A 21,664-nucleotide genomic window follows, 5' to 3' on the forward strand; every position below is an offset into this window, starting at 1 on the left:
TGGACAGACATGAGCAACCACTACATAGAACATCGTGGCATCGCTGTCGTAACCGGCGCATCTAAAGGGATCGGTGCCGCCACCGCGCAGGAGATTGCCAAGCGTGGCTTCCATGTCCTTGCTGGCGTGCGCCAGGCGAAGGACGCGGACGCTATCCGGGACGCGAACCTTGAGCCGATCATCCTCGACATCACCGACGAGGCCGCGATCACAGCACTCGTAAAGCGCGTCGCCGAAGATCCCGAGCGCCGCCCGCTGCGCGCGCTGGTCAACAACGCGGGCATGGCAGTCAACGCGCCCGTAGAGACCCATCCATTATCCGAGTGGCGGCGGCTGTTCGAGGTCAACCTGTTCGGCCACGTTGCGATGATTCAAGCGCTGTTGCCCATGCTCATCGCGAGCCGTGGGACCGTCGTGAATATCTCTTCCATCGGGGGCAAGGTGGCGATGGCGACCTACGGTCCCTATGCGGGCACAAAGTTCGCCATCGAAGCGGTCAGCGACGCGCTACGCCGGGAAGTCGAGCCGCTCGGGGTAAAGGTCATCGTGATCGAACCGGGCGCTGTGACGACAGAAATGCTCGGCCAAGTCGATGTCAGGGGTGAGCGCATCATTGGCGAAATGACCACCGAGCAGCGAGGCCGCTACGCCACGCTCATGCATTCCGTCATCTCCCAGGCGAAGGCGTCGATCCCCGGGGGAGCGGCCCCCGGGGAAGCCGGCCGGATCATCGCTGACGCGATCACCAGCACGCGGCCTCGTACCCGCTACACCATCGGCCGCAACACGGCGATACTCGTCCGGCTCACCCGGCTCCTGCCGGACCGGATGCTCGACCGCATTCTCGCCCGCGACCTCAAGTCGCATCAACCCGAGAGATAGTAACCATAACGAAACTCCTGATCGTCGGCGCCACTGGGCTGGTCGGAAAGCAGGTCGTAGAGAAGGCGCTCGCTGTTCAGCGGATCAGCCAGGTGATTGCCTTGACGCGCCGGCCGGTCGCACTCCGTGCCAGACAGGAAAACATCGTGATCGACTTTTCCGAGATGCCGATCAGGCCAACTGGTGGTGCGTGGACGGTGTCGTCAGTGCGCTCGGGACGACGCGCGCCACGACCAGGTTGCCTTCCGCCTACAGGACGATCAACTACGACTATCCGCTTGCCGTCGCGAGCCATGCGCAGGCCCATGGTGCAACGCATTTCGCGCTAACCTCGTCGCTGGGAGCAAATCCCCGCTCGCGCTTCGTCTATACGCGTACCAAGGGCGAGCTGGAATCCGAGTTAAAGAAGCTCGGATTTCTGCCATTGACGATGATTCGTCCAAGCGTGCTTGGCGAAGATCGTGAGCAACAGCGCCCTGATGAACGGCACGGCGCAGATCGTCGCCAACATCCCTTCTTCATTCATTTTCCGGTTGTGAGGCAAAGTCGCGGTCTGTATCCGCGGAACGGAAGGGCGGCCTTTCGGGCAAAAAGTGGCCGACACCGTCGAAAACCTTTCCCCGCAGGCTGATATCCTTCCTCCATCTCGGAATATGCTGGGTACGCGGTGCATATCCCGCTGTACCTTCCCATTTGGGAATGAGATGGTGGCAGCAGCGCGGAGTTCTGATTAGCCCGCAGCGTCGAGCGCTGACCCAAGGTGATCCACTATTGCTCGGACTTTTGGTGCCAGCGTGGCGCTGCTGCGCGGTTACGGGTAAGCAACCAGGACTGGCCCCGTCCGGTCCGATGTATCACGCGACGCGAGTGGAGACTGGCTTCGCAGCGCGGATCATGCGGTTGAGCACCGCGGCGGCCATGGCAACTTCGCCTCGCTGCGCCGGCAAGAGGCGGGCGCGCAGCTTAGGCCCGATGATCGCCTTGTATCTACCGACTGCGTTTTCCGCGAGACTGCGCCGGCCGTAGCCGGTCGCCTTCTGCCAAGCCATGCGGTCCTGCTCCGCGATGAGCCAGATGTGGCGATCGCGTCGGCTCTGCGCCTCGGCATTCTCTGTGCTCGTCGGCACGGCTGAGGCACGCGGCGGGACGACGACGTCTGGCGGCGGATCGCGCTGGTGACTGGCAATGGCCTGGTACACCGGCTCACCGTCATGCGCACCGTCTGCCATCACGGATGCAATCTCGTCCTCGATCGGCACGAGCAGCGCCGGTACTTGACCGGCATTACCGGCGGCGTTGTCGGGCAGCAAGCAGGAGACGATTTCACCGGTGCCAGTGTCCACGGCAAGGTGCTGCTTGCGCCAGGACTGGCGCGCACGGCCGTGCTTTTCCTCATCCTACTCGTCCTGGCCGAAGAGCTTCACGTCGGTGCTGTCGATCAGCAGATGCAGCGGGCCGTTCGGCACCATCTTGGACTGTCGCCTGGCAAAGCTGCGGCTGCGCCGGCTCAAGGTCGTATGGTCCGAGACGCGCAGTGCCAGCCCGAGCAGCCGCAGCATGCTCGTGGCGAAACCCTCAGCCTGGTGCAGGACAAGGTGGAAGACGAGCCGCAGCATCAACACCATCTCGATCGCCGCATCCGAGTATCAGGCTTGGCCGCTGGGCGTGCTTCGCCGCGGTGCTTGCCATTCGGTCAGGGCATCCTCATCGAGCCAGAGCGCCAGGTCGACACGCCGCGTCAGGCCAGCCTCGTAGGCCGGCCAGTTCTGCACCAGGTAGCGGAACCATTCGCCGCGCCATGAAGTCGAGAGCCCATCCTAGATCGCGCTCGGCTTCACCGGCCTCTTCCTCGCACACACATCCCGCTGTTTCGAATGGCGCGCCCCCGTTACCCTTCCTGGGGAAGCACTCGGCCAGCGCGTCGCCCAGCTCCTATGCGCAAAGTCGAGACGCACTTTTGTGTCCTGAACCCATCTTCGGCCGTGACCAGCAAGGAACGGTTCGTCCGATTGGATGAAGTCGCCTCCCTCCGGTCGATCCACGGCTTGAGGCGCCCGACCATGAAAAACAGCACCGGGTTGAGGAAGATCGACAGGATCGACGCACCGAGGATCAAATCGCGAATAGGCTCGCCCAGCAGATCCAGCCCGACCCCAAGCCCCACCAGAATGAACGAGAACTCGCCGATCTGTGCGAGCCCGATCGCAATCATCAGCGCGGCGCCAAGGGGTTGGTCCAGTGCCCGCAGGACCAGGAACGACGCGATGGGCGTGCCGATGAGCACCACGGAAAGGACAATCAGCAGCGAGAGCGGGTCGCGTAGCAGCACCGTCGGATCAAACAGCATGCCAATCGATACGAAGAACAGGGCCGAGAATGCGTTGCGGAGCGGCAGCGTCTCTTCTGCAATGCGAGGGCTGAGCTTGGACCCGCTCAACACCATGCCGACGACGAAGGCACCAAGGGCGAAAGACACCCCGAACACCTCCGATCCGACAAACGCCGCACCCAAGACGACCGCCAGCACAGCAAGGCAGAACAGCTCGCGTGAGCCCGTGTGGACCACGGCGTGTAGCACGAACCGGATCACCCGCTGGCCCACCAGCAGCATCAAGGCGACAAACGCAGCGACCTTGGCCACCGTCACGACACCGGTCAACCCGAGCTCGGCCAAGGTTGCAGTGTCTGACCCGTCGTTTTTTAACAGGGGCGCTAAGACCGGCAGCAGCACGAGTGCTAGCACGGTCACGAAATCCTGGATCACTAGCCAAGCGACGGCGATGTGCCCAGCCTCGCTCCCCATCAACTGCCTTTCATGCAGAGTGCGAAGCAGCACGACGGTGCTTGCAATGCTCAAGGATAGGCCGAACACCAGCCCGGCACCCAAGTCCAAACCCAACATCCAACCCAACCCTTCGCCCATCAGGGTCGCCAGGGTGATCTGGACCAGCGCACCCGGAACCGCAACGGCGCGAACCTTCATCAGATCCCGCACTGAGAAATGCAGGCCTACCCCAAACATGAGCAGCAATACGCCGATCTCGCCGAGCTGCAGCGCGAGCCCCTGGTCACCTACGAAACCCGGCGTGAACGGTCCGATCGCCACACCGGCCAGCAGATATCCGGCCAGCAATGACGTCCTCAGGCGGTTCGCCACCGCACCCAGGACGAAGGCGAGGCCTAGGCCGATCACTAGGACCGCGATCAGTGGGCTATCGTGGAGCATGGCGCCAATCCCTACCGTCGTGACCACACCATTCTCCATACGCGAATGATTCAAGTGCATTGGACCGACCGAAGCGATTGCGGTCATGCCATCGGGAAGCCATAGGCTGCCGTCGAAGCGGCGCATGGCTCACTTCGCAGACACCCTCGTGGGACGGAGGCTCGGCGGCTCTCGGTCTCCTTCGACAACGCCTGCGGCAAGCGCCAGGGCCGAAGTGAACAGCACTGCGGTCGGACGACGTTGCGCACTCTGCGGTGCTGCGTTTGCCTAATTGCCAGTCATTCGTATTGCTGGGCATATCCATCCCCGTATCTCCTGTTGCGACAGGCGCAGAGATAGACGGAACACGTTTCGGCACGATGCTGCAGTTATGTGCGTCCAGCAGTGAAATGTTGGACCAGACACATTTCAAGTGTCTCGACCCTCGCCTCGGCTGGCGTTGGTGCCCATGCGGCAGAAGCGTCATTGCGGCGACGGCACACATAACGTCGACCCGCGCCGTCGCCTTAGAAGTGATGCCTCTATCGTGCAACCAGGTACATAGCCCACCGGCGGATCCGACATAGCACCAAGAATGGTGGCGAGATCGCTGCCAGCCGTTGGAGATGGCGTGGTTGCCGACGCTCCTCCCTCGCACAGAGGCATGTGATCCGAGCGTGTCGTGCGGCGCGGGCTCAGCCAGCGGCGGCCTGATGCGCCGCTCTGCAGAAGCCGTGGTCACGCAGTTCGTGCCACAGCGCCATCGCGTTCTCGCAGCCAGCCGCGAGGCGTGTCTCCAGGTAGTCGAGATGGGGATTTAGGATGTTGGGAGTGGCAGTCCAGACGGAACGCTCTGCAAAGCTCTCGCCATCGGCGAACTTCCACACCGTCCCGCGAGCCCGCGCCATGTGCGTCCTGATAGTGAGCAGCGACTCGCCGCCGGCGATGCGGCGCTGGTCCTCCTTGTAGAATGCCTTCCAGTGCGCCCGGCTCTCGGCACTGGCCGCTCGTTCGACCCGGCTGTGTGGGAACGCGCTCAGCCGCCGCGCCGGGTCGGCTGGCTGACCCGGGATCAGTGGTAGGCGCCGGAGCCTGCCAGGGATCTAAGCCAGCCACCGATCTGCTATCTGCACGGCTTGCGGCGCCCCAGGCCCAATGCCGAGGACGTACTCGGTCGAGCGGTCACGGGCGACGGCCCGGATCCCACGGTGGCGCTGACGCCAGTCGGCCAGCGTCGGGGCGTTCCGGTCCGGCGGCAGGTCGACCACGCGATGCCGCTTCAGGCGGACCAGGATCGTTCCATAGGTCTCGCCCTTGCGCCGGGCCCAGCCGTCGACGCCGAGCACATGAGTCGCCGGGCGGCGCGGCGAGGGTAAGCGGCGACCAGGCGCAGCACCGTGTCGCCGCTCGTTGGCATGCCGACCCCCTACAGCATGCGCGCACCTGCCTCACTGCCTATGGCAATGCCAACCCAGCCCTGTGCCGTCGCCAGCCGGTCCGTGCGCTGCGCCCGCGGCGCGATCAGGCTGGGCAGCCGCTCAGCAAAGGTCCGCCGCGAGCATGCCGGATTGCGGCAGTACAAACGCCTCACCGCCAGTTCGAGGCGGACCTGGCGGCCAAGGCAGGGCAGATCGGCGGGGCGTCGCACCGTTCGGCTGTGGACAGCATGGCTCGGCTGGCCACAGTCCGGGCAGCGGCCACTCCGTTGCTGAGCGCCAGCGACAATTTGGATGTGCTCGCGCGCAGCGGTGGTCTCCCCAATGCGGTATTCGGGCAGGAGATGAAGGTCCATCATTCCAGACCGTGCAACCCTTGGCATCACATCGAAGCCCGCCGAACATGCAGGCTAACAGCATCAACCATGCTTTCTGCGGAAGAGCCATCAATCCGGGTCAATTCCAATGCATCCGGCGCACCCTGGGCACGACCATCGCACCCTCGTTCGCGAGGCACATGGCGATCACCTTCCCGATGCAGTTGGCGATCTCCCTGACGAGGGCGACCTTGCCGCTGAACCGTCCGCTCATGTTGGGTCGTTTGGATGCTCGTGCGAGGGTTGGGGGAACGTCAGCGTGCGCAGAGCCGGTCCCAGTTCCCGTGAGCGATGCGCGTCCGGTCGTCGAGGCTGAGGTCCGCTTGCTCCAGAAAGCGCCGCGCGCCTCCATTGGAGAATGCGACGTAGGGGTCGTCCGTGGCGAAGAGGATGCGGTCGGCGCCGACGATATCGATTGCCCAGGACAAGTAACGCGGGCTGAGGATCCCGCCCGGCGTAACGTGCAGGTTCGATCGCGCATAGTCCGCAACGGGCCGCTGCAGGTGCCGCGCCACCTTCGACAGCACGTTTACCCGTTCAAGGTAGAACAGCACGACCTCGCCCCAGTGCCCGAGGATGACTTGAAGCCCCGGGAGGCGATCAAAGGTTCCTGCGAGGATGAGCCGCAACGCCTGAATGCCCGCCTCGACATGCCAGCCGAGACCGCCAGTAGCGAAATGGAGGCTCAGCTCGTCACCGTAGCCGGCGTAAAGGGCCTCGTACACCGCGGGCTGCGGGATCTGAGGGTGGATGTAGAGCGGCACGCGGAGCGCTGCAGCGGCCTCTAGGATCGGGAGGAAGTCAGGGTGGTCGAGGTTGCGGTCCCGCGTGCGCCCGTGGAGCATCGCACCCCGGAAGCCCAGCACCGTGACGGCGCGTTCCAACTCCCGTGCAGCCGCCTCCGGGTCAGGCGTCGGCAAGGTCGCAAAGCCTTCGAATCGATTGGGATGCCGGCGCACGGCGTCCGCGAGACGGTCGTTCGTGCTGCACGCGAGCGGCACCGCATCCGACGCGTCGAGGTTCTGCACGCCCGGCGTGGCCAGGGAGAGCACCGCCACGTCTACGCCGGCCGCGTCCATGCGCGCGATGCGAGCCGCGGAAAGATCGTCGAGCCCCGCGCCCGTCTCACAATCGCTCATAAGCGGTGCCCTACTGTTATCCTGCGGCGAAGGAGCGAGCCACAATTCCGCCTCCCGCACTTCCCGCATCGAGAAGTGCTCCTCAAGCGCTACGATCCGCATATTCTGTCACTCCCACCCGCCGTTCGGGATCGGGCCGTATGGCCCGCCCTCCAGTAACCAGCGCCGATCACGGCGCCGTCATGGGCGGCTCTCCGAACACCTTCCGGCAGTAGGCGGCCAAGCGATGTGGCTCGTCGGCCGCGCCACGGAAGGCGATGTGCCCGTCCGGACGGATCAGTACGAGAGTAGTCTCTCCTTCCAATCCATAGGCTCCGTGCGCCTTGCCATCGAGATCGGACAGGACAAGTGCGTCGCCGCTGGTGAACAGCGGACCAGCAAGTACCAAACGCGGTCGTACGCACTTCCAAAAAGCGACGTGCTGGATCGCCGCGAGCAACAGCACTCGCGCGTCGGGTGATCGTCCATCAAAACAGAGCAAAGCCCAGCCTGTTGTGTGACCATCCGGATTATAGAGAATTTGGAAAAGCGTCGTGGTTTCTGCCTCGTGAGTGACCTCCGCATCCGGAGCGCGTTCGCCCGGCCGCGCTCCGTGCTTCCGCAATAGGTGGCCCACCCCAGAAAGATGGTCCTCGTTGAGCAGGCTCCTAGGGTATTCGACCGTCATTTGCTGAAGGTCGCCGGTCCCCTGGATCAGCGAGCCGATGGTTGGCAGCAACTTGGCAGCGAGTTCCAGCGCGGTATCGGTAAGTGCACCGCGGTAGACCACGCGCCGGAAGCCCTTCGCCTGCTGGTCGCTGAGACGGACATGCTCTCTCCCACGCTCGCCGTCGTAGGAGGCGAGGACCACGGGTTCGGCTTCGCCCCGCAACGTCATAGCTAGCCGCCAAGCGATCTCGACCGCGTCGTGAAAGCCGGCGTTCATGCCCTGGCCACCAATTGGCAAGGACAGGTGCCCGGCGTCACCGGCAAGGAACACGCGCCCTCGTGCATAGCCTGGAGAAACCCCGAACTGAAAACGGCTGTGGCTGAACCAGATTGGGTCGGTGAGGGTCAGCGTCTCGTCCCCCGTCACGGCACGCCCCAGGGCCTCAATCTCCTCAAGCGTTGGATCACGGTCAGGCACGCCAGCATCGTCCTGGAGGAAGAATAGCCGATGGTAGCCACCCCAGACCGGAAGCACGCCACAAAAGCCCTGCTCGTAGTAGAAGAACCAGAGCTGGTCCGGCTCGGTCGAACGGCGCCACGACAGACGCGCGTCCACTTGACGGTTGATACGACCTTCAAAACGCTCCGGTACGAAATCCAGGCCGACAAGCGGCCGTATAGTGCTCTTGGCGCCATCGGCGGCCACGAGGTAGCGACCACGCCGCTGCTCCTCCATCGCGTTGCAGTCCCGTTTGAACGTGACCGTCACGCCCGCTTCATCTGCAACGATGCCAACAACCTTGCAGCCTCGATCGAGCGTACCGCCACGCTTTTCGAACATCTCGATCAACGTTTTTTCTATGACGTCCTGCCCACTGTAAAGGACCTGCGGATAGGGACTGGCGACTTGGTCGATCAGAAGTGGGGCGGTCGGCACGCCGTTGATAAGCGTATTGATCATGCGAATGCTGTAGGATTGCTCCGCCAGGGCGTCGCGGATGCCGATGCTGGCCAGAAGCTCCTGCGGCCGCGCCCAGAGATTGTTGGCACGTGAGTATGCTATGGTTCCGGTACGCTCTTCGAGAACTAGGCAGTTGATGCCGTGGTGACGCAGGGCACAGCCAGTTGTGAGGCCGACCGGTCCTGCGCCAACGACGATCACATCGGTATCGTAAGCTGGTGGATGCTGTGCGATAGACATGATCAGTCTTCCTGCTCGGTAGGCATACGTTCGATTGATTCGTCGAGACGCTGCTGCGGCGTTTTTGGAGAGAGGCTGGAGATGGTGATCGACGGCCTCGAAGGAGCCGCAAGTGTTCTGGTGTCTGCCAACGGAGCGTCTTCCATCAGGGCTGTACCGGAGCATTGGGCTCCGTCGCGCCAGATGTCCGCCGCAATCCACGTGGGGGAACGACCACCTCGCCACGTATGCCTTCTGCGACCAATGCGGCGCGACGCTGCGCCTGTGCGCTACGCAGTGCGGCGTAATAGTCGAGTGATGACGCTTCGAGGCCATCGGTCGCTTCCAGGGCGCCAGCACGGCTGTCGATAACTCCGGCGCCTGTTCCAACCAGGGCCACGGCTTCGATGATATCGCTCCCCACGACGCTGAGCGGATTGGCGACGAAACCAGCTACCGTGCCCACGGTGTCACGAAGGTTGGTCGGCCCCAGCAGCGGGAGTTGCACGGCTGGCCCAGGCCCTACGCCCCAGACACCGAAGGTCTGGCCGAAATCGGCTTGATGCCCTGGTAGTCCCCACGCGGTCGCCACATCGAACAGGCCCGCTGCGCCAATGGTGGAGTTAACTGCGAAACGCTGCGTCGTGTTCCAGCCGCGCGTGACGTTGCCTTGAAGCAGGTCATTCACGAGCACCCTGGGCTCGACGAGATTGGACGAGAAGTTCCTTACGGAGTTCCGCACGGGGGCTGGAATGTGGTCACGGTAGCCTCTGGCTATGGGCGCCACGATATTGCGATCCAAGAAATGGTTGCCGGCGAACACAACTCGGTTCACCGGTTCAGCAGGATCGCTGACCTCGCTGGGGGATCCAACCATCTCGCCGGATCTGCTGGCACAACCTGCCATCATGGTGAGCGGCAGCACCAGGGATGCGGCGAGGAAGACACGGCTCGTTATGAACATCTGGAAGCTCCTGTCAGACCAGGAGAGTTCTAGAGTGCTCGCTTTGCTGCCTAATGAGCCCCTTTTTGCGGGCGTGATACCATGTGACCAGTCTGAAACATGGCTAATGGATTCCTGTCGTACGCCGGGTGAGAGCCCTCAATCGACGCAAGCGAGGTCAGCTACCAAACGGGCATTGCCAACTTGACGGCTCCTGGCTTTGCCGAGGGGGCGGGCCAGGATGACGAGATGACGCCCGAGCCTGCGACTTTCCCCGGCTATCGCTTCCCGGCCGCGATCATCAGCTACGCAGTCTGGCTGTATCACGTATTCGGCCTGAGCCTGCGCGAGGTGGAGTTGCTCTTGGCCGAGCGGGCATTGTCGTCACCCACGAGAGCATCAGGCAATGGTGCCGCAAGTTCGGCGCCGGCTTTGCTCGCAAGCTCCGCCAGCGCCGACCCAAGTCGGGCGACACCTGGCACCTCGATGAGGTGTTCCTGAAGATTGGCGGCGAGCTGCACTATCTCTGGCGCGCGGTCGACCAGCACGGCGTCGTGCTCGACATCTTGGTGCAGGGCCGCTGGAATGCTACGGCTGCAAAGCGCTTCTTCAAGCACCTGCTCGTCGGCCTGAAGTACAGGCCGCGGCGCCTCGTCACCGATGGCCTCCGCAGCTACGGTGTCGCGCACCGCGAGGTAATGCCCGAGGTGCAGCACCGGACCAGCCGGTATCTGAACAACCGTGCTGAGAACTCGCACCGGCCGACGCGTCGGCGGGAGCGGCAGATGCAGCGCTTCAAGTCACCGGCGCAGGCGCAGCGCTTCCTGTCATCTCACGCTATGATCTACGGTCATTTCCGTCCACGTCGACATCTAATGACCGCTGGTGAGTATCGGCATGCCCGTAACTAGGCCTTCCAACTGTGGCGGGAGGAGACGCGCGTCCAAGCGGCAGCATGATGTCGCGCGACGGATCGCCGCAAAGCTCCGCGCGTCACGCAGTCCAACAAGTTGGCAATGCCACCAAACGGCATCGGGAACCAACTTGTCGCCTGAAAGTCAGCGGAGTTTCGATGTTCGAGACTCTGGTTGGTTAGACTTCAAAGCTTGCAGTTTGCCCTACCTCCGACCGTGCACTCGGTCCCGTAGTGTTAAGAATCCACCAGCCGGTTAGCTGCCCGGGGAGGCGGCGCCAAATGCGCTTCAGCGCCATTACAGCCTCCCTTCAACGTAAGCCGCCAAGCCGCGACAGCCGTCGCCGACTCACCCGCCTGCGGTGTCTTGTTGCGCTTTGGGCAGGTCGACGCGGGCTTCAAGCCCACCGGATGGTCGGTTGACCAGCCGAACCTCACCGCCGTGCGCCCGAACGATGCTTCGCACCGCGGTGAGGCCTAGCCCGACGCCCCCGCTGGCGCGGTTTCGGGAAGTTTCAAGCCGATGGTATGGGGCAAAGGCCTGCTCCAAGGCCTCCTCAGGCAAGCCAGGCCCCTCATCACGGATGCTAACTTCCGCATGTCCTCTCGCCAAGCGCAGACAAACCGTCGGTGGTGTCGCGTACTTCACAGCGTTCTCGATCAGGTTCCCGAAGGCTCGCCTCAAAGCATGAGGACGGCCGTGATGCGTGCCACGATCGGGCCCCTCGTAGCGGAGCGCGATCCCCTGATCGCCGTAGTCGTCGATGATGGATTTCAGCAGCTCCGGCAGATCGAAGCGGGTGAAAGGCTCCTGGCTGGCATCGTCTCGGAAAAAGGTCAGTGCGGAATCGACCATCTCCTGCATCTCGTCGACATAGCGGAAGAGCTTGCCCTGATGGGGCTCAGCAGTGAATTCAGCGACCAGACGCATGCGGGTTAAGGGCGTGCGGAGGTCGTGCGAGATTGCCGCCAACATCACCGTGCGGTCCTGCACGAAGCGGCTGATCCGGGCCTGCATGGCGTTGAAAGCCTCGATCGTGCCGCGCAGCTCGGCCGGCCCGACGGGCGGGATCGGCGGCGCCAGCGGATCGGTTCCGAAACGCCGTACCGCCGCGGCCAGTCGCTCGATCGGCCGGGCCAGGTTGCGCGCCGTGACCATGGCAAGGAGCAGGACAGATGCGAGGGCGAAGGCGAGCTCCATCGCCGTGCGCATCCTGGAGGTAAGGCCCCAACGCCATTCCGGCACCGTAAAAATAGCCCATGAATGATCGAGCAGCTGGACCCCCATGAAGTGGGCTTTCGCGCCACGGGCCGCTTCAAACTCAAACCGTGCCTCGTTCATCTCAGGACTGTCGGAAGCAAAGAAGATGATGCTCCGGGGCGTGTCGCCGAACAGGGCTTGGAGCGAGGGAAGCGCCTCACTAAAGTTGTCGCGCAGTCGCGCCGTGATCCGGAGCGGCATGTCGCCGGGGTACCAGGTCAGTCGGTAGTCCGCCGTGCCCGCAGCTGCCGCAATGGCCGGCCGCGCCTCCCGGGGCTGGGCTTCCATGATGCGCACTGCCGTAGTCGCACTGTTCAGCAGCCCGGCTTCCGACAGCGACTGTTGCCCCCAGACCCCGGCGAAGCTTACGAACAGCGCGTTCATCAGCAGCGTCGCGCCGAAGGCCAGCAAGATGGTTGAGACAAAGCGTCGGGCGATGGTGTCGCCGAGCCAATGCTGCAGCCTCATGTCCGCCGCACCTGGGCCATCAGGATGTAGCCGCCGTTGCGCACGGTGCGGATCAGGTCGGGGCTCTTCGGATCAGCTTCCAGCTTGCGGCGCAGCCGGCTGATCTGCACGTCGATGCTGCGGTCAAACGGCGCGCTGGCATCGCCACGGGTAAAATCCAGCAGCATGTCACGGGTCAACACGCGCTGCGGATGTTCGGCGAAGGCCAACAGCAGGTCGAATTCGCCTCCCGACAGGAATATCAAGGTGTTGTCGTCCGAGCGGAGTTCCCGCCGCGCGATGTCTAGCCGCCAGCAACCGAAGCTCAGCATCGGCCTCGCATCCTGGGGGGGCGCAGGTATTTCGGCCCGGCGCAGCACCGCCTTGATGCGAGCCAGCAGCTCTCGCGCATTGAACGGCTTGGTTACGTAGTCGTCGGCGCCGATCTCCAGGCCAACCACACGATCAGTATGTTCGCCCACCGCGGTCAGCATGATCACCGGCACGGACGACCGGGTGCGAAGCTGGCGGCACAGGTCGAAGCCGTTCTCACGACGTAGCATCACGTCGAGGATAACGACGCTGACGGCCTGGGTATCCAGCAGCGAGAACATCTCCTCGCCTCGCCGGGCCACGGCAACCTGGCAGCCCTGGTTCTGCAGGAACTGCGTCAGCAACGACAAGATGTCCTCGTCGTCATCCACGATCAGCACGTGCGGCATTTGCGTCATACCTTTCCTTTTACCGCCCGAGCCACGTCTCCGTATAACCAAGTTTTAACAGCTTTGTTTCAGCCCTGACACACAGTGGCGGCGCTGACAGAACCCCTACATCATCCCGCAAAAGCCGGCGCCTAAGGATGCCTCCCATGAACAGGAGCATCCTCCCATGTTGTTCAGCCTCCGTGCGCTCTCCGTCTTCGGCCTTCGGTTACCGTTGCTATTTACCGCGCAGCTGCTCACCACTCCCCCGGCCCAGGCGCAGCAGAGCTCGAACTCCGATCCCGCCACCGGCTGGTCCGGTGTCATGAGCGTCCGCCCCGCCGTCGTGTCGGGATATGCCGGGGCGAGTTCCGGCAAGCTTGCCCCCACCTCGACGAGCCAGCCTTCGGCTGCCAGCGGTGACCAAGCGGCACGGCTACCGACTGCCGGCCTCCCGCGCCGGCGGCTGGTGGCCTGCAGCGGGGCGGCCGACCAACACGCGTCAGAGCCGCGCTGAAAGCAACACACATGAACCCCGACAACTTGTTCCAGATTGCCAACACGGTGGCCTTGGCCGGATGGGCGTCGCTGATCCTCGGCATTCTCACGGGCCAGTCCTGGTTGCGGGTCGGCGTTGCCGGCCGCGTCGTGCCGGTTTCGCTGTCGGTCTTCTACACGGCGCTTGTGGCTGTCGCCTGGCCGGACACGGAGGGCGGCTACGACACCCTCGTCGCGGTCGCCCACCTGTTCGAAGACCCGCGCATGCTGCTGGCCGGTTGGGCACACTACCTCGCCTTCGACCTGCTGATCGGCGGCTGGATCGCCGACGAGGTGGATCGCCGCGGCCTGACGCGCTGGTTGCTGCTCCCGGCGCTGCCTCTGGTCTTCCTGTTCGGGCCAGTCGGGCTGCTCGTGTCCATTGCTGGCACCGCGCTGCTGCGCCCGAGGTTTCACAACGCTTGACGGGGGTTCATCCATGTCCGACACCATCGCCCATGTTGCGCTGCTGCTCCGGCGCGAGCTTCTGGCCACGTCGCTTGGCCTGCTCTTCCTCGCTATGGCCGTACCGACCCTTTTCGGCTTAGCCCTGGACGGCCGGACCATTGTCGGGGTTTCAGTCTGGCTCAAGCCCTTCAAGTTTCAGCTGTCCCTCGCTGTGCATGTGCTGACCGTCGCCCTGGCGCTCGGTGTAATCGAGCGCCGCGTGCGGGAGGGCCGCACGGTCAGGGTGGTACTGCTGATTTTTTCGGCCATGTTGTTGTTCGAGGTCTGCTGGATCACGGTACAAGGGGGGCGCGGCCTGCCCTCGCACTTCGCTACCAGCGCATTCGATCTGGCCATGTACGTGTTGATGGGCATCGGTGCGACGTTCATCGTCCTGGCGACCGCGCTGTTCGGCGTGCTGGCGCTGCGGCATCCGGCTCCCGAGGTGCCCCGCCTTGTCAGCCTCGCTGTCGGGCTTGGGCTGCTCATCTCCGGCATCGCAGGGCTGGTCACGGGCTGGGCCATCTCACTCAACAATGGCGCAGTCGTGGGTAGCGTCGGCGATGCCGGGCTCAGCATCCCGCTGTTCGGCTGGTCCGGTACGGCCGGAGATATACGGGCTGCGCACTTCGTAGGCTTGCATGCTGCGCAGTTTCTCCCACTGCTCGGCCTCGCGCTTTGTGCCCGGACCACCCGGAGTGCACGCTCTGCCCTCGTGGCTGCCTCTCTGCTCTGGTCAGCAGCAACAGTAGGCCTGCTCATCCAGGCGCTTGCCGGGCACCCCTTTATCCCGCTCGGCTGAGGCGCAGCGTTGGTACATCGATACTGTTGGTGGCCGGATGCGATCAGAGCTTGTCGCTGGACGATCGATGGCAGTCTAACTGCGAAGCCGCAGCTCCAGCGGATCGAGATCCCACAGGGGGCATCTAAACATGCGGTAGGCCTCAGTCATGCCAGTGAGCGCTTGCAAGCGACAGCGGGCTCCCATGTGGCTTGCGCTTAAACCTTGACCGATGCAAAGATGTTCTTCCTTGTGGGCCCGCGTTTGGGACCGTCGACTGTGCACCCATGCCGGGGTTACGGCAGGCTTACGGACTTTTCGAAAGCGGACATGGACACCGACTTCCGCAGGTCTGATCAGGTAAGTAGGGCAGCCGGGTCCGTATTGCCGCCGCATACGACGACTCCGACTTGTTCGCCGGGCGCTGGGGCGTAGGAGCTGTCGAGCAAGGTGGCCAAGGCGACCGCTCCGTCGGGCTCTGCCATAATGCCCATCTCTTCCCACAGCAGCCGCTGTGCTCGCCGGATAGTCTCCTCCGTCACTAGGAGCGTTTGCTCGACGAAGCGCTGCGCAAGGCTGAAGCCGAGCTCGCATCCTCTTCCATGGGAAAGTCTTCCATGGGGGAAGCCGCGGGTGGGTTCCTCGTTTGGAGGAGCCGGTGCCCCGAGGGCGAGCACCGGCAAGATCGGTAGAGGATCAGCTAAGCCGCGCGCGCAGATACTCCTCGACATCAACGGTCCTGAACCCTTGGCGCTCGTTGTAGGTCGTGGATTTTTCCCACCACATGCCATCACCCAGGGCGAACGCTGCACGATAGCGGGTCATCACGTCATCGGGGGCGGCCGCGAGATCGGCACGCAGCTTGCCAAGAGTCCATTCCACCTTCTCGAACGCCCGGCCGGTGACCCGCTCGACCACCTCAGCCAAATGCCCGTAAGAGATGGTGTCGCCCGCAACATAGACGACCTGATCGGCGATGCGCGGTTTGGCGAGCAGGATCTCGGTGGTGAGCTTGCCCACATCCTCCGGTGTCGTCACCGTGACCCTCGTATCCCAGCTGCCGAGCCCGTGAACCGTCCCGCGCTGCAGATTGACGACGTCGAACGCCGGTTCGAACAGGAAGCTGGTGAACATGCCCGTCGAGACGATCACCCATTCGGTGCCGGACTGACCGCGGAGCAACTCGCGAACCTCGTACTGCTCGTCGAAGACGGGCTGGCCGCTCCCACGTCCGACGACGTCGTAGTCGACGCCGAACTGCCACGGGAAGTAGCGCTTTACGCCAGCCGCAAGCGCCGCGCGCGTGATCCTCAGTTGAGTCCCTGGACCAACGACGAAGCCGGTGCAGTTCACGATAGTGCGGAACCGCCGGAACAGGCCGGCCAGCGACTGCTCATCGGCAGCGAGATCATGTCCAATGGTCTCGACGCCAAGCTTGCACAACTCAGCGAGATTCGCGGCGTCCTGTCCGGACGGGGCGTCCAAAACTGCTGGAGCGATAAGTACGGTCAGCGTGTGCTTCGCTGCTTGAAGGCGCGGCGCGAGCGCCCGCAGGACGGTCATTCCGAGCTGCCCGGCGCCGAGCACCAGAATGCCGTTCAAATCTACTTTGGTACCGGTCATTTCAAATCCTTTGACTGTTGTCCGCCTGATGGATGTTCGACAGGGTTCCGTGAAGCCTGTCAGGCGACTTGGTTGATGACGTTGATCTGGCAGAATTCGGCGAGGCCGAGCTCCGCCCACTCGACTCCGATGCCCGATTGCTTGGCGCCCGCAAGCGGGATTTCGGGGCCGAAGTTCAGGTGCTGGTTCACCCACACTGTTCCAGACTGCATCCGGCCCGCGAGAGCCCTGGCGCGGGTCGCATCGCCTGACCACACCGAGCCGCCGAGACCGAAGTCGCTGGCATTGGCACGGCGGAGGGCATCCTCGCCGTCCGCCACCCGCACGATCGGCAGGATTGGCGAGAACTGTTCCTGGCTGACGAGCTGGCTAGTGTCGTCGATGTCGCGCACGACGGTAGGGGCGATGAAGTAGCCGTCACCGTGGCGAACCTCGCCGCCCGGGATGATGCGCCCATCTCTGCGCGCCACGTCGAGATAATACTGCGCTTTTTCGAACTGCTGCCGGTTCTGCAAGGGCCCGATGCGCGTGCCGGGGCTGCTTCCGGGGCCAACGATCGCCTCACGGGCATGGCGGGCAACCGCCTCGCTGAACTCGTCGTAGATCGCATCGGGGACGTAGACGCGCTTGATTGCAAGGCAGGCCTGGCCGGTGTTGAAAAACGCCGCCGCGAAGATGCGCTCCGCCGTCTTCTCAACATCCACATCGTCGAGGACGATCGCCGCATCGTTGCCGCCGAGTTCCAGCGTCAGGCGCTTGAGGGTCGGGGCGGCGTTCGCCATGATCTTGCGCCCGGTCGCGGTCGAGCCGGTGAAGGTCACCTTGGCGACTTCCGGATGGGAGGTGAGCAGGTCGCCGAGGTCGTTCTTGTCCGTGATGACGTTCAGAACGCCGGGCGGAAGAATGGCTGCTGCAATCTCGCCGAGCATGAGCGCCAGGATCGGCGTGGTGGGCGCCGGCTTCACCACCATCGTGTTGCCGGTCAGCAGCGCCGGCGCGATCTTGGCCGCAGGGATCAGCAGCGGGAAGTTCCACGGGCTAATCCCAACGACCACGCCGAGCGGGCGGTGCCGCAGCTCCACCCTGCCGCTGGTCGGCACCGAGAGGAGCCGATTCGGCAAGTCCAAGCTGGCGAAGTATCGGATGAACGCGACCGAATAGGCGGTCTCCTCCGCCGCTTCACGCCGGGGCTTGCCCTGTTCGGCGACCATGACATCGGTGAAGTCGTCGGCGCGGGCTTCGATGCGGTCGGCGATTTCCTTCAACATGCTGGCCCGGGCAGTCCTGCCGAGCGCCTCCCAGTTCGGCTGCGCCCGCTTGGCCGCCTGGACTGCCTTCTCCGCCTGCTGCGGAGAAGCGGATCCCACTGTCACAAAGACCTTGCCGGTGGCAGGGTCGATCACCTCAAGGGGGCGGTCGCCGTCGACAAGCGCTCCGTCGATGGTCAGCTTTGTTTGGTACTTCATTTCGAGCACTCCGAACTGGTGGGTGGAAGAATCTGGCCTCGCGGAAAGAGCCTGCGGTGGTCCGGCCGATTAATCGCGGATAGCGAGCCCGCTCCCGTGCTCGCGGATGATGCGCCAACCCTCGGGCGAGCGTCGCCAGACGAGGCTGGAAAGAGTCTGCGCCTGCTCCACAGCACCATCGGCGGTCGTGTAGGAGGTGACGAACTGCACGCTCGTGACCGCCAGGCCGCCGGACACCAGGGTGTGTGGATTACCGACCGTGACGTTGGTCAGAGACTGCATCGAAGGAATGCGCGTGTCCCAGATCGCCGCATATTGCGCGACGTCCGTGTTGACGCGGCGTTTCGGATCGAAATCGTCGAAGAACTGCGTATCGCCGGACGACCAGTCGTAGAAGCGCGCAAGGCGCTCTCGGAAATCGAACGGCTCCTCGAGTGTATGGCGCCAGCCGATCTCCACCCACTCGCGGGTCAGATCATTGAGGGCTCGGACTTCCCCGCTTTTGGAGCCGTCCTCGGTTACTGCGTGCTGCATGTTGCTGCTCCTTCGCGTGCAGACGGACCGAAGAAGGTGCGTCTGTTCCTGCACCTATTTGGCGGAGCTGGCGGGCCGGATAAGATCAACCGGCTTGACTTCATTGTTCGAGAATGGCGAATAATGGTGGAGGCGCGAGCGTTGAGGGCTGCGGAAATGCAACTCGGCTGCCGCCTGCTTAGATGGGAAGAGCGCCTCGTATGGACCGACTTCAGGCGATGGAGACGTTTACGCGAGTGGTGGAGGCGGGCGGCTTCAAGCGAGCCGCGGAGACCCTCGGCGTGCTCCCTTCGACCGTGACCAAGACGATCAAGGATCTGGAGGCGCATCTTGGCGTCCAGCTCCTCAACCGGACGACGCGAGCGCTCAGCATCACCAATGCCGGGCTGCGCTACTACGATAGCAGCAAGGCCATCCTCCGCGAGGTCGAAGCTGCCGAAGGGGTGGTCGTGCGAGATACGGGCACCATTCGTGGCACGATCCGCGCCGGCATGCCGCCGTCGCTAGCACGCCATTTCATCATTCCCGCACTTCCCCGCTTCACCGTCCGTTTCCCGGATATCGAGATCGACCTTCAGCTCGGCGATGCGGTCGTCGATCTCGTGCAGCAGGGAATCGACTGCGTCATCCGGGCGGGAGAGCCCGAACCTTCCAGCCTGATCCTGCGCCGCCTCGGGGCGTTCCGCTGGTACATGTGCGCGTCACCCGCCTATCTGGAACGGCACGGGCAGCCCCGCGAAATCGCGGACCTTTGCGATCACTTGGTCGTCGGCTACGCCGACAGTCGTACCGGGCGCCCGTCGAGCTGGGCATTTCAGGATGGCGATCAGCTGAATCCCGTTTCCCTGAAGACCCGTGTGACGGTCAATGACACCGACGCATACGTCGCTGCGGGCATTGCCGGCCTGGGCCTGATCCGGGTGGCGAGCTACATGGTGCGCCGCCCGCTCACCGACGGGCGCCTGGTCCGGATAGTGCCGCACCTGGAAACGCCGCCGGTACCCGTGTCGCTGCTATATCCGCAAAGCCGCCACCTCTCGACCGCAGTCCGCGCCTTCATAGACTGGTGCATCGAGCTCATCGCGTCTGAAGCGAAGAGTTGGTAGGCTGCGGCCCTGCCATCCGGCGGAAGAGTCGACTACCTTCGCGTCCCTACGGCCAGGATCACGGGGGAGCGGAGCACGATCCGGTCCCCCGTGGCGATCCGATCCACTACTTGCAGGATCACGTCGTTCACGCGGCGACGCTCCTCGTCGCCCAGCATCGCATACGCGCCCATGTACCCGTGCAACTCCCGAACATCGTCGAGATAGGCCGGGCCGGCAGGGCCCTCCCAGACAGCGTCCATCTCCTCGATCTCGATCGCAGAGAGGCCCGCTGCCTCCAGTTCCGTGTGCACCCGGTTCGGGTCCGAGAGCGCGATGAACCCCTCGGGGGGCGCGGGCGGGGCCATGGTCGGGTATAGGGCACGAAGCGCTTCTGCCATGACAAGGAATGGCCGTAAGCGTCCGGTGACGCTTTCGATTACCCACAAATTTGCTGCATGGCGTCAGCTCCGAGCATCATGTCTGTCAGGCGTGACCAACCGCGCCACATGACGATGATGCCGGGTGGCGGATCGCGGGCGCGATAGCCGCCGAGGCAGGCGATCTTCATGAGGTAGTGCGGCAGCGTAGCCGCCACAGGCGTTGACAGGCGATCCCGGACAGTGCGGTCGAGTAGGATGACCTCGGTTTCGGTCAACACCGCCTTGGTCGGGGCACATGGCACGGTACGGGCAACCATGGTGGTCCAGAAAATGCGCCACGACAGGATGCAGAACAGCGCAATCAACTTGATCAGGCGCTCGGCGATCCGCAGCCGTGCCGCTTCGACGCGGCAGCCGGACTTCAGGACCTTTTGGAACAACTCGATCTTCCAACGCTGGGCATACCAGCAGATGAGGTGACACGGCGAAAGTGGTCCAGCTCTGGTGTTAGTGTTTCGGCGGATTTCCTCATGACGGATGTGGAGATTGGCCATGAAGCGGCGGTTCTCGGTGGAGCAGATCGTGGCGGTGCTGAAGCAGGCCGAGTTGGGCCTGCCGGTGGCGGAGCTGACCCGCAAGCTCGGCATCTCGGAACAGACCTTCACCGCTGGAGGAAGCAGTACGCCGGGCTGGAGACGGACCAGGTCCGGGAGTTCAAGCAGCTGACCGAGGAGAACGCCCGGCTGAAGCGGCTGGTGGCCGAGCTCAGCCTCGACAAGGCCGTGCTGCAGGATGTCCTGTCAAAAAAGTTCCCCGGCCAGCGCTCATGAAGGAGGTTGTGGCCTATGTGGCGCGGAGCCACGGCTACAGCGAGCGCCGGGCCTGTTCTCTGACGCGCCAGCAGCGATCGACCCAGCGCAAGCCAAGCACCAGGGACCCACGCCTCGAGATCCGGCAGCGCATGCACGAGATCGCCCAGACGCGGATCCGCTATGGCTACCGGCGGGTCCACATCATGCTCAGGCGTGACGGCTGGACGGTAGGGCGCAACTTGGTTTGGCGGCTGTACCGCGAGGAGGGCCTTGCCTTGCGCAGCAAACGGCCGAGGCGGCGCAAGATGGTGGTGCACCGCGAGGCGCGGTATGTGCCCAAGCATCCCAACGAGGCCTGGAGCCTCGACTTCGTCCACGACGAGCTGAGCCAGGGCACGAAGTTCCGCGCTCTGACCGTGGTCGATATCTGGAGCCGTGAAGGCCTGGCGATCGAGGTTGGCCAGCGGCTCAAGGGCGAGCACGTGGTCGAGGTGCTGAACCGCCTCGTCCAGCAGCGGGGTGCGCCGAAGTACCTGTTTGCCGACAACGGCAGCGAGTTCACCAGCCAGCTGGTGGACCTCTGGGCCTACCACCACGGAGTGCAGATCGACCTGTCACGGCCCGGCAAGCCGACCGACAATGCCTTCATCGAGACCTTCAACGGCTCGCTGCGGGACGAGTGCCTGAACCTGCACTGGTTCGAGACGCTGACCGAGGCCCGTGCCATCGTCGAGGCCTGGCGCCGGGACTACAATGAGAGCCGCCCTCACATGGCTCTCGGGCAGAAGACACCGCAGGAATACCTATTGCAAAGAGGCTCTTGGGGGTCGACGAAGGGTTCGACGACCGGCGAAGGCTAACGCT

Annotated in this window: 21 protein-coding genes and 4 pseudogenes; 7 read left to right on the plus strand and 18 right to left on the minus strand. The window is 63.8% G+C overall.

Translation table 11 applies throughout. The features are described from left to right. The first annotated feature begins 9 nt into the window (after positions 1 to 9). Positions 10 to 882 carry an SDR family oxidoreductase gene (locus JMJ56_RS24705; RefSeq protein ID WP_202834427.1) on the plus strand — a complete coding sequence of 291 codons (873 nt, stop codon included), beginning with the start codon at positions 10 to 12 and terminating at the stop codon, positions 880 to 882. Positions 883 to 1,072: 190 nt separating this feature from the next. Continuing rightward, on the plus strand, positions 1,073 to 1,513 hold the full coding sequence (locus JMJ56_RS24710; protein ID WP_202834428.1) for a Rossmann-fold NAD(P)-binding domain-containing protein: 441 nt from the start codon (positions 1,073 to 1,075) through the stop codon (positions 1,511 to 1,513). Between the two features lie 223 nt (positions 1,514 to 1,736). Here the strand turns inward: JMJ56_RS24710 and JMJ56_RS35620 are convergent. The 10 genes and pseudogenes from JMJ56_RS35620 to JMJ56_RS24750 form a co-directional block, all read right to left on the minus strand. Continuing rightward, positions 1,737 to 2,252 (minus strand): annotated as a pseudogene (locus JMJ56_RS35620) (transposase); the annotation flags it as partial. Between the two features lie 27 nt (positions 2,253 to 2,279). Further along, positions 2,280 to 2,516 (minus strand): annotated as a pseudogene (locus JMJ56_RS35625) (transposase); the annotation flags it as partial. A 254-nt stretch (positions 2,517 to 2,770) separates the two neighbouring features. Next, the gene (locus JMJ56_RS24720) at positions 2,771 to 4,234 is read right to left on the minus strand and encodes a cation:proton antiporter domain-containing protein (protein ID WP_236038433.1); all 1,464 of its coding nucleotides are present in this window, start codon (positions 4,232 to 4,234) and stop codon (positions 2,771 to 2,773) included. A 548-nt stretch (positions 4,235 to 4,782) separates the two neighbouring features. Continuing rightward, positions 4,783 to 4,995 carry a hypothetical protein gene (locus JMJ56_RS24725; protein ID WP_202834429.1) on the minus strand — a complete coding sequence of 71 codons (213 nt, stop codon included), beginning with the start codon at positions 4,993 to 4,995 and terminating at the stop codon, positions 4,783 to 4,785. Positions 4,996 to 5,190: 195 nt separating this feature from the next. After that, a complete protein-coding gene (locus tag JMJ56_RS24730) occupies positions 5,191 to 5,433 on the minus strand; it encodes a transposase (protein ID WP_202834430.1) in 243 nt (80 codons plus the stop codon). 80 nt (positions 5,434 to 5,513) lie between these two features. After that, positions 5,514 to 5,906 (minus strand): transposase family protein, encoded by a 393-nt coding sequence (locus JMJ56_RS35630; RefSeq protein ID WP_407927945.1) that lies wholly within the window; start codon positions 5,904 to 5,906, stop codon positions 5,514 to 5,516. Between the two features lie 73 nt (positions 5,907 to 5,979). Next, a complete protein-coding gene (locus tag JMJ56_RS34960; protein WP_268885092.1) occupies positions 5,980 to 6,114 on the minus strand; it encodes a hypothetical protein in 135 nt (44 codons plus the stop codon). Between the two features lie 40 nt (positions 6,115 to 6,154). After that, on the minus strand, positions 6,155 to 7,141 hold the full coding sequence (locus JMJ56_RS24740; RefSeq protein WP_202834432.1) for an amidohydrolase family protein: 987 nt from the start codon (positions 7,139 to 7,141) through the stop codon (positions 6,155 to 6,157). A 67-nt stretch (positions 7,142 to 7,208) separates the two neighbouring features. Further along, positions 7,209 to 8,888, minus strand: coding sequence for an FAD-dependent monooxygenase (locus JMJ56_RS24745; protein WP_202834433.1), 1,680 nt, complete (start codon positions 8,886 to 8,888; stop codon positions 7,209 to 7,211). A gap of 145 nt (positions 8,889 to 9,033) precedes the next feature. Then, positions 9,034 to 9,831 (minus strand): MlaA family lipoprotein, encoded by a 798-nt coding sequence (locus tag JMJ56_RS24750; RefSeq protein ID WP_202834434.1) that lies wholly within the window; start codon positions 9,829 to 9,831, stop codon positions 9,034 to 9,036. A 228-nt stretch (positions 9,832 to 10,059) separates the two neighbouring features. On the opposite strand from JMJ56_RS24750, the pseudogene JMJ56_RS24755 reads away from it, so the two are divergent. Continuing rightward, positions 10,060 to 10,721, plus strand: a pseudogene (locus JMJ56_RS24755) (IS6 family transposase). 351 nt (positions 10,722 to 11,072) lie between these two features. Here JMJ56_RS24755 and JMJ56_RS24760 read toward each other — a convergent pair. Next, positions 11,073 to 12,452, minus strand: coding sequence for a sensor histidine kinase (locus JMJ56_RS24760; RefSeq protein WP_202834435.1), 1,380 nt, complete (start codon positions 12,450 to 12,452; stop codon positions 11,073 to 11,075). Further along, the gene (locus JMJ56_RS24765; protein WP_202834436.1) at positions 12,449 to 13,162 is read right to left on the minus strand and encodes a response regulator; all 714 of its coding nucleotides are present in this window, start codon (positions 13,160 to 13,162) and stop codon (positions 12,449 to 12,451) included. The genes JMJ56_RS24760 and JMJ56_RS24765 overlap by 4 nt, the downstream gene beginning before the upstream one ends. A 498-nt stretch (positions 13,163 to 13,660) precedes the next feature. Here JMJ56_RS24765 and JMJ56_RS24770 point away from each other — a divergent pair, with 498 nt between their 5' ends. Then, a complete protein-coding gene (locus tag JMJ56_RS24770) occupies positions 13,661 to 14,095 on the plus strand; it encodes an ABA4-like family protein (RefSeq protein ID WP_202834437.1) in 435 nt (144 codons plus the stop codon). A 13-nt stretch (positions 14,096 to 14,108) separates the two neighbouring features. Further along, positions 14,109 to 14,918 (plus strand): hypothetical protein, encoded by an 810-nt coding sequence (locus JMJ56_RS24775; RefSeq protein ID WP_202834438.1) that lies wholly within the window; start codon positions 14,109 to 14,111, stop codon positions 14,916 to 14,918. A 335-nt stretch (positions 14,919 to 15,253) separates the two neighbouring features. Here the strand turns inward: JMJ56_RS24775 and JMJ56_RS35635 are convergent, their stop codons facing one another. From JMJ56_RS35635 to JMJ56_RS24795, 4 genes are all read right to left on the minus strand, one after another. Continuing rightward, a complete protein-coding gene (locus JMJ56_RS35635; RefSeq protein WP_407927946.1) occupies positions 15,254 to 15,688 on the minus strand; it encodes a pyridoxal-phosphate dependent enzyme in 435 nt (144 codons plus the stop codon). Beyond that, entirely contained in the window at positions 15,594 to 16,520 is a 927-nt protein-coding gene (locus JMJ56_RS24785) for an aromatic alcohol reductase (RefSeq protein WP_202834440.1), read from the minus strand. The genes JMJ56_RS35635 and JMJ56_RS24785 overlap by 95 nt, the downstream gene beginning before the upstream one ends. Positions 16,521 to 16,579: 59 nt before the next feature. Then, complete coding sequence (locus tag JMJ56_RS24790; protein ID WP_202834471.1) at positions 16,580 to 17,986, minus strand: aldehyde dehydrogenase family protein; 1,407 nt, start codon at positions 17,984 to 17,986, stop codon at positions 16,580 to 16,582. 69 nt (positions 17,987 to 18,055) lie between these two features. Then, positions 18,056 to 18,520 carry a YybH family protein gene (locus JMJ56_RS24795; protein WP_202834441.1) on the minus strand — a complete coding sequence of 155 codons (465 nt, stop codon included), beginning with the start codon at positions 18,518 to 18,520 and terminating at the stop codon, positions 18,056 to 18,058. Positions 18,521 to 18,720: 200 nt separating this feature from the next. Between JMJ56_RS24795 and JMJ56_RS24800 the strand changes: the two genes are divergently transcribed. Next, positions 18,721 to 19,626: a LysR family transcriptional regulator gene (locus JMJ56_RS24800; RefSeq protein ID WP_202834442.1), complete on the plus strand. Its 906-nt coding sequence runs from the start codon at positions 18,721 to 18,723 to the stop codon at positions 19,624 to 19,626. Between the two features lie 32 nt (positions 19,627 to 19,658). Here the strand turns inward: JMJ56_RS24800 and JMJ56_RS24805 are convergent, their stop codons facing one another. Both JMJ56_RS24805 and JMJ56_RS24810 read right to left on the minus strand, forming a co-directional pair. Further along, complete coding sequence (locus JMJ56_RS24805) at positions 19,659 to 20,006, minus strand: hypothetical protein (protein ID WP_202834443.1); 348 nt, start codon at positions 20,004 to 20,006, stop codon at positions 19,659 to 19,661. Between the two features lie 38 nt (positions 20,007 to 20,044). Beyond that, positions 20,045 to 20,542, minus strand: a complete 498-nt coding sequence (locus tag JMJ56_RS24810; RefSeq protein WP_236038435.1) for a hypothetical protein — start codon at positions 20,540 to 20,542, stop codon at positions 20,045 to 20,047. Between JMJ56_RS24810 and JMJ56_RS24815 the strand changes: the two are divergent. Then, positions 20,541 to 21,660, plus strand: a pseudogene (locus JMJ56_RS24815) (IS3 family transposase). The gene JMJ56_RS24810 and the pseudogene JMJ56_RS24815 sit on opposite strands and share 2 nt — an antisense overlap. The last annotated feature ends 4 nt before the right edge of the window (positions 21,661 to 21,664 follow it).

The sequence above is a fragment of the Belnapia arida genome (genome assembly GCF_016773205.1).
Classification (GTDB): domain Bacteria; phylum Pseudomonadota; class Alphaproteobacteria; order Acetobacterales; family Acetobacteraceae; genus Belnapia; species Belnapia arida.